At 73.8% G+C, this 7,104-nt stretch carries 5 protein-coding genes; 2 read left to right on the top strand and 3 right to left on the bottom strand.

The genetic code is table 11. The features are described 5' to 3' along the window. Positions 1-24 precede the first annotated feature (24 nt). The gene (locus DEI84_RS14605; protein ID WP_110891397.1) at positions 25-1,890 is read right to left on the bottom strand and encodes a sugar-binding domain-containing protein; all 1,866 of its coding nucleotides are present in this window, start codon (positions 1,888-1,890) and stop codon (positions 25-27) included. Between the two features lie 52 nt (positions 1,891-1,942). Here DEI84_RS14605 and DEI84_RS14610 point away from each other — a divergent pair, with 52 nt between their 5' ends. Beyond that, complete coding sequence (locus tag DEI84_RS14610; protein WP_110891398.1) at positions 1,943-2,968, top strand: LacI family DNA-binding transcriptional regulator; 1,026 nt, start codon at positions 1,943-1,945, stop codon at positions 2,966-2,968. 32 nt (positions 2,969-3,000) lie between these two features. On the opposite strand, the gene DEI84_RS14615 is transcribed toward DEI84_RS14610, so the two are convergent. Next, complete coding sequence (locus DEI84_RS14615) at positions 3,001-3,789, bottom strand: TetR/AcrR family transcriptional regulator (protein WP_110891399.1); 789 nt, start codon at positions 3,787-3,789, stop codon at positions 3,001-3,003. An 86-nt stretch (positions 3,790-3,875) separates the two neighbouring features. Between DEI84_RS14615 and DEI84_RS14620 the strand changes: the two genes are divergently transcribed. After that, positions 3,876-4,733 carry an NAD(P)H-binding protein gene (locus DEI84_RS14620; RefSeq protein WP_110891400.1) on the top strand — a complete coding sequence of 286 codons (858 nt, stop codon included), beginning with the start codon at positions 3,876-3,878 and terminating at the stop codon, positions 4,731-4,733. Between the two features lie 21 nt (positions 4,734-4,754). Here DEI84_RS14620 and DEI84_RS14625 read toward each other — a convergent pair whose 3' ends face one another. Continuing rightward, positions 4,755-7,100: a glycoside hydrolase family 31 protein gene (locus DEI84_RS14625; RefSeq protein ID WP_110891401.1), complete on the bottom strand. Its 2,346-nt coding sequence runs from the start codon at positions 7,098-7,100 to the stop codon at positions 4,755-4,757. Positions 7,101-7,104: the final 4 nt, after the last annotated feature.

Below are 7,104 nucleotides of genomic sequence, written 5' to 3' on the forward strand. Positions count from 1 at the left end.
GGCGGGGTGGGGCGGGGGCGCCGCTCACTGTCCGGTGACGGCCCGGCGGATCTGCTCGACGGGGACCTTCGGTGACCGGTCGGCGTTCAGCAGCCCGTTCGTCTCCTGCATCGTGTCGGTCAGCTGCGTCCAGCACGAGCCGGCCAGGAAGGTGCTGGCACGGACGGCGTCGTGCAGCGCCGTGATGCGCTCGACCCAGTCGTCGCCGTCGGTGGCGGTCGTGTAGCCCCAGCCCTCCTCCCGGCGCCCGCCCGACTGGTGTCGCACCCCGCCGAACTCGGTGAGCATCACCGGCTGCCCCTGGTCCACGGCCCCGCCGACGAACTGTGGGTGGCCGGACGGGGCGAGTCCCTCGAGGGCACGGGTGCGGGCGGCGTCGTCCGCGTAGGTGCGCGCCAGCACCGCACCGTCGCCCTCGTAGTCGTGGATCGTCACGATGTCGGTGTCCTGCTGCTCCCAGCCGTCGTTCCCGATCACGGGGCGGGACGGGTCGAGCGCGCGGGTCAGGTCGACGAGGGCGCGGGAGTACGCCTGCTGCGCCGGGTCGGACACGACGTGCTGGATGCCCCACGACTCGTTGAACGGGACCCAGGTGACGATGGACGGGTGCGAGGCGTCCCGTTCCACGGCCGCGGTCCACTCCGCGGTGAGACGGCGGACGGCGGTGGGGGAGAACTCGTACGCGGCCGGTGCCTCGCCCCACACCATGAGGCCGAGGCGGTCCGCCCAGTGCAGGAACCGCGGGTCCTCGATCTTCTGGTGCATCCGCGCGGCGTTGAACCCCAGGGCCTTGATGAGTTCGACCTCCTGGCGGTGGGCGAGCGGGTGCGGTGCGGCCAGGTGCGACTCCGGCCAGAACGCCTGGTCGAGCACGCTGCGCACCGGGTACGGCGCACGGTTGAGCAGGAACCGGCCGCCGCCGACGCCGACGCTCCGCATGCCGAGGTAGCTCGACACCGCGTCGAGCACGTGGCCGTCCTGGTCCACGAGGGTGAGCACGGCGTCGACCAGGCGTGGGTGCTCGGGCGACCAGGTCAGCTCGTCCTCGGCCTGGCCGTTGCGCTGCCGTGCGACCGGCACCCTCACGTCGAGGGTCGGCCGACTCGCGGTGGCGTCCCAGTCGGTGGTCCCGAGGTCCTCGTCCCGTTCGTCGAACCGCAGGGCGACCCGCAGCCGCGCTCCGGCCGGCACTCGGCCCAGGAACCGGACGGTCAACGCGGTCGCCGTGGGCCCCGCCGGCGACCACCGGAGGGAGCTGATCGCGGTGCGCGGCACGGCCTCCAGCCAGACCGGCTGCCAGATGCCGGTGGTGCGGCGGTACCAGATGGCGTGCGCGTCCTCGTGCCAGTCCTGCTTGCCGCGGGGGAGGGTGACGTCGGCGGGGTCGTCCTCGGCGCGGACGACGAGCAGGTGGTCGGTCACGCCGTCGGCGCCGTCGGTCAGCAGTGCGGTGACGTCGAACGAGAACGGCGTGTGCCCGCCCTCGTGCTCGCCGACGAACCGGCCGTCGATCCACACCTGCGCGCGGTGGTCGACGGCGCCGAAGTGCAGCACCAGGCGGGGGCGTGCGGTGCCGTGGCCGGCTGCCTCGAGTTCGGCGCGGCCGATCGTCCGCGCGTACCAGACCACGGGGTGGAACCCCGGGTCGCCGATCCCGGACGCCGGGGACTCGGGCGGGAACGGCACCGTGATCGCGCGGGGGGCCGGGAGGCCCGTGGCCCATCCCGAGTCCGCTCCGGAGTCGTCGTCGTCGTACCGGAAGGACCAGGTGCCGCTGAGGTCCGTCCAGTCGCGGCGGAGCATCTGCGGTCGGGGGTACCGGCCGTCCTGACGACTCGCGAGGGGGAGGTCGGTGACGTCGACGGGGACCGGGGAAGCGACGGTGCTCATGGTCGAGCAATTTACAGCGCTGTAAACGCAGCGTCAACGGTACGGTGAGCGCGTGGGCCAGGTCACGCTGCAGGACGTCGCGGAGCACGCCGGCGTCTCAATGAAGACCGTGTCCAACGTGGTCCGCGGGTACCGGCACGTCAGCGACGCCATGCGGGAGCGCGTGCAGCGGTCCGTCGACGAGCTCGGGTACCGGCCGAACGTCTCCGGGCGGAGCCTCGCCACCGGGCGGACGAACATGCTCGCGTTCGCCTTCCCCGACCTCCGCCGTCCGTACTTCGCCGAGCTCGCGCACGTGTTCTCCCGCGTGTGCGCCGACCGCGGCTACCAGCTCCTGCTCGAGGAGACCGCCGGAGCGCCGGGTGGCGAGCTCTCCGCCGTCCGTGGGCGTGAGGCGGGCGTCGTCGACGGCGTCGTCATCCACCCCCAGGTCCTCACACCGGCGGAGATCGACCGGGCGCGCGGAGACACCGCCGTCGTGTTCCTGGGCGAGGACGTCCGACCCCCGGGCGGCGACCTCGTGGCCATCGACAACGTCCTGGCCGCGTCCGAGGCCGTCGCGCACCTCGCCGCACTCGGGCGACGCCGCATCGGGTTCCTCGGGCACGAGGTGGGCGAGCAGTCCCGCACCTCGGCCTTCCGCATGGAGGGGTACCGCGACGGCCTGGCCGCTGCCGGCCTGCCGTTCGACCCGTCGCTGTGCGTGCCGCGCGAAGTCGGCGACGCCCGCGGGGCCGAGCAGGCCTTCGGACGCGCGCTCGACGACGGCCTCTCGATCGACGGGCTGCTCTGCCGGGACGACCTCGCCGCGGTCGGCGCCCTCCGTGCGATGCGGTTGCGCGGGCTCGAGGCGCCGCGCGACGTCGCCGTCGTCGGGTGGGACGCCATCGGCCTCGCCGCGAGCCTGGTGCCGAGTCTGACCTCGGTCGCGCCGGACACCGTCGCGCTCGCCGAGGCGGCACTCGACCGGTTGCAGGAGCGCATCGCCGGTCGGGCGGGCGAGGGGCGTGCCGTGACCGTCGGGCACCGGATCCTGGTCGGGGAGAGCGCGCCCTACCCGGACGGGTCCGTCGACTGACGGGAGGCCCGCCCGGGCCGCCCGTGACGGGCTCAGTCCTCGTCGTGGCCGGATCCGCCGTGCTCTCCGCGTCGGCCACGGTGGCCGGGCTCGCCCTCGTGGTCGACGACGCGGTCCAGCCACTCGGCGAGGACCGACCGTTCGGCCGGGGACAGGGCCGCGAGGTCCGGCGCGACCGACCGGAGGGTGAGCGCGGCCGTCCGGGTCGCGGACGGCCCGTCCGGCGCCGCCCCGCTCGGATCGGGCGTGCAGATCTGCGTCATGACGGCCGCGAACGCGGCGTCGGCGAGGGCGGGGTCCCGCTCGCCCTCGGGCTCCTCGAGGAGGGTGAGCACGGCGCCCGTGCCGGCCGCGTGCAGGAGCCGGACGGCGTCGCGCTCGCGGACCGCGAGCCTCCCGGCCGCTGCGACGCGGCGCAGACGGTCCTCGAGCAGGCGGAGCCCCGCGGCGACGGCCGGTGACCCGTTGCCCCGTCGCGGGTCGCTCATGATGACGAAGAGGTCGGGGTTGTCGAGCCCGAAGCCGATCGTCAGGTCCCAACCCGTGCGGAGGTCGGCGACGGGGTCGACCTCGTGCTCGGCGGCTGCGTGGACGGCATCGGCCTTCGTCCGACTGAACTCGGTCATCGCGTGTTCGGCGACGGCGTCGAGCAGGCCGTCCTTGTCGCCGAACAGGCGGTAGATCGTCGGCGGTTGCACGTGCGCGCGGTCCGACACCGCCCGGGTCGTGACACCGGCCGCTCCGTCCCGGCGCAGGAGTTCCGCGGCGGCGGTCACGATCCGGTCGCGGACGTCGGCGCGGGGCGCGGGGGCATCGGGCATGGATCAACGATAACGACTCCTTGCTACCGCTGTGTTTCCGGCGGTACGTTCATCGTGTTACCACCGATAGCACGAAGGAGACAACGATGATCACCGTCACCGGAGCGACCGGCGCCCTGAACGGCGCGACGACCGACCACCTGCTCGAGCGGCTGCCTGCATCGGAGGTCACCGTCGTCACCCGTGACCCGGCCCGAGCCGCACGGTTCGCCGAGCAGGGCGTCACCGTCCGGCAGGGCGACTACGACGACCCCGACGGACTGCGGTCCGCCTTCGCCGGTGCCGACCAGCTCCTGCTCGTCTCGTCGAACGACCCTGCCGGCGACACGATCGGCCAGCACCGCAACGCGGTCGACGCCGCGGTGGCAGCCGGGGTCGGACGGGTCCTCTACACGAGCCACCAGGGAGCCGGTGCCGGCTCGCCGTTCCTGCCGGCCCAGCACCACGCCGCGACCGAGGACATGCTCGCCGCGTCCGGGCTGCCGTGGACCTCGCTGCGGAACGGCTTCTACGCGCACAGCATCCAGTGGATGACCGGATCGTGGCAGGCCACGGGTGTCGTGTCGGTACCGGCCGACGGGCCGGTGTCCTGGACCGCCCGCGAGGACGCCGCCGAGGCCGCCGCGCAGATCCTCCTCGCGGCGGAACCCCTCGACGGCCCGGTGACGCTCACCGCGAGCGAGGCACCGACGTTCGAGGACCTGGCGCGCACCGCCGCAGCGGTGTCCGGTACGCCGGTGCGCTTCGAGGTCGTGGACGAGGACGAGTGGGTCGCCCGCGCGGTCGCCAGCGGACAGGACGAGCGCATGGTGCGCTTCCTGCTCGGTATGTACCAGGCGGCGGCGCAGGGTCGGTTCGCGGGCACGGACCCGCTGCTCCGTGACCTGCTCGGGCGCGAGCCGGCGACCGCGCAGGACGTGCTCGCGCGGATGGTGGCGGCCTGACGGACCGCGGCGAGCCCGTCGTCAGCGCCCGTCCGGCTGCACGCTCCCCAGCAGCTCGACCAGGGCGCTCCGCAGGGAGTCCGGCAGCCCGACCGTCTCGAGCTCGACGATCCGGTCGGCCCGCGGCACGTCGCGGTCCACGACCTCCCACGCGGTGAGCTTCTCGGGGTTCCCGGCCTGGGCGCGCTCGAGCAGGTCCCGCGCGGCGTCCCGTGCGTCGACGCCGACCGACGGGGGACCGGCCAACGTGAGGACCGCGCCCTCGTCGGTGGGGACGTCGAGGTCGATCGAGAACCGGTCGGGCCGGACGACCGCGGCCTCCTGCCCGGCGGCCGGCGACCCGAGGAACGTGACGCGCCACCGTCGACGGACCGGGACGACGTCGACGTCCCCGACCGCCGCGTCGACGCGGAACGAGGCGGTGTCCCGGTCCCACGTGAGCGTCGTCCGGCAGGCACCGGTGCCGTCGGCGACGGAGGGTCCCGCGGATCCGCCGGGGTCCTCCTGCCCGGACGTGTCCTCGCGGTCCTCGACGAGCGTGAAGCTGCCGGAGGCCCCGGGCGCGACGAGCACCTCGAGCGCGGCCGGGTTCACCGTCGCGTCGACCTCCTCCGGTGCGGCGAGCGGCAGGATCCCGCCGGCCCGCAGCAGCACGGGGATCGTGTCGAGCGTCCGGTGCAGGTCGACGAAGCGGTCCCCGGCGTAGGTGGTGCCCGTGAACACGTCCGTCCAGGTCCCGGCCGGCAACCAGGCGCGGGCGCGCCCACGCAGGGTCACCGGGTCACGCGGTTCGACGATCGGCGCGACGACCAGCTCGGTGCCGAAGGCGTACTCGTTCGGGACGCGGTACGCCTCGTCCCGGTGCGGCTCGAGGTGGTACATCGGCCGGACGAGCGGGGTGCCGGCCGCGGCGAGGTGGTTCATGGTGTGCAGGTACGGGACGAGACGGTGGCGGAAGCGCAGGGCGTCACCCATCGCCGCCCGCGGTTCGGCGGGGAAGACCCACGGCTCCTTGCGGATGAAGGGGTTGTTCGCCGAGTGCAGGCGCATGATCGGCGAGAACACGCCGAACTGCACCCACCGTGTCGCGAGTTCGTCGTCCCGGACCCCGCGGGTGTGCCCGCCGATGTCGTGACTCCACCACGGGTAGCCGATGTTCGCGGCGGTGGCGGTGAACTCCGGCTGGAACGCCAGGGACGCCCACGAGACGACGGCGTCCCCGGAGAACCCGACGGCGTAGCGGTGGCTGCCCGGTCCGGCGTAGCGGGAGAACGTCATGCCGGCGCCGCCGTCACGGGCCGAGTCGAGCAGGTGGAAGTGGTTGAGCACCCAGAGCGGGTCGACCCCCGGGACGGAGGACGTCCGGCCCTGCTGCCAGTCGATCCACCAGAAGTCGACGCCCTGCTCCTCGAGGGGACGGTGCAGCACCTCGAAGTACGCGCGGAGGAAGTCCGGGTCGGTGGGGTCGAACGGGATCGCCTGCTCGGTGTCCGGGTCGACCCCCATCGCCGCGGCCATCGCGGGGTAGGCGTCCTCGAACGCCCGGACGCCGTCCGCGGGGTGCAGGTTGAGCGTCGTGCGCATCCCGCGCCGGTGCAGCTCGGCCAGGAACGCTGGCGGGTCGGGGAAGAGCGAGGGCTCCCACGAGTAGCCGGTCCAGCCGTTGCCGAACCGGGACGGCACGGACTCCACCCGGTGCCAGTCCATGTCGATCACGGCGACGGAGAACGGCAGGCGCTCCTCGTCGAACCGGTCGAGGAGGGCCAGGTACGACGCGTCCGAGTACGGGTGGTAGCGGCTCCACCAGTTGCCGAGCGCCCACCGGGGCATCAGGGTCGGCGGCCCGGACACCGCGTGGAACGCCCGGAGCGCCGCGGCGTAGTCGCGCCCGTACGCGAAGACGCTGACGTCCCGCCGCCCGGGGACCCGGCTGCCGACCCAGCCGTCGTCCTCGAACAGGAACGACTCACTGTCGTCCAGCATGACGATGCCGTCGCGCGCCAGGACGCCGGACTCGAGCGGCATCCGCCCGTCCACGTCGTCGAGGGTGCGTCCGGTGCCACCCAGGTCACGGGCCTCCTGGCCGTAGCGCCAGCGGTTGGCGTCGGGTCCGGAGGTCTCGACGACCAGGCCGGCCGACGAGAACGGCCGCCCGTCGTACCGCAGGGTCGCACGGTCGGTCGTCACCTCGACGCCCGCGCCGCGGCGCAGCACCGTGTACTCGGGTACCTCGAGCCGCCGGCGCACGGCGAACGTCGAGGCGCGGTCCTCGAAGCCGCCGTCCTCGCTCCACTCGACCCGGAACAGGCCGTCCTGCAGGACCGTGACCCGCCAGTGGTCGCCGTGCACGACCTGTCTCTTATACACATCT

Source organism: Curtobacterium sp. MCBD17_023 (genome assembly GCF_003224415.1).
Classification (GTDB): Bacteria; Actinomycetota; Actinomycetes; order Actinomycetales; family Microbacteriaceae; genus Curtobacterium.

Bases quoted from the DNA above. Each gene is read 5' to 3' on its own strand.
- DEI84_RS14605 (WP_110891397.1), bottom strand. From the start codon at position 1,890: ATGAGCACCGTCGCTTCCCCGGTCCCCGTCGACGTCACCGACCTCCCC.
- DEI84_RS14615 (WP_110891399.1), bottom strand. From the start codon at position 3,789: ATGCCCGATGCCCCCGCGCCCCGCGCCGACGTCCGCGACCGGATCGTG.
- DEI84_RS14620 (WP_110891400.1), top strand. From the start codon at position 3,876: ATGATCACCGTCACCGGAGCGACCGGCGCCCTGAACGGCGCGACGACC.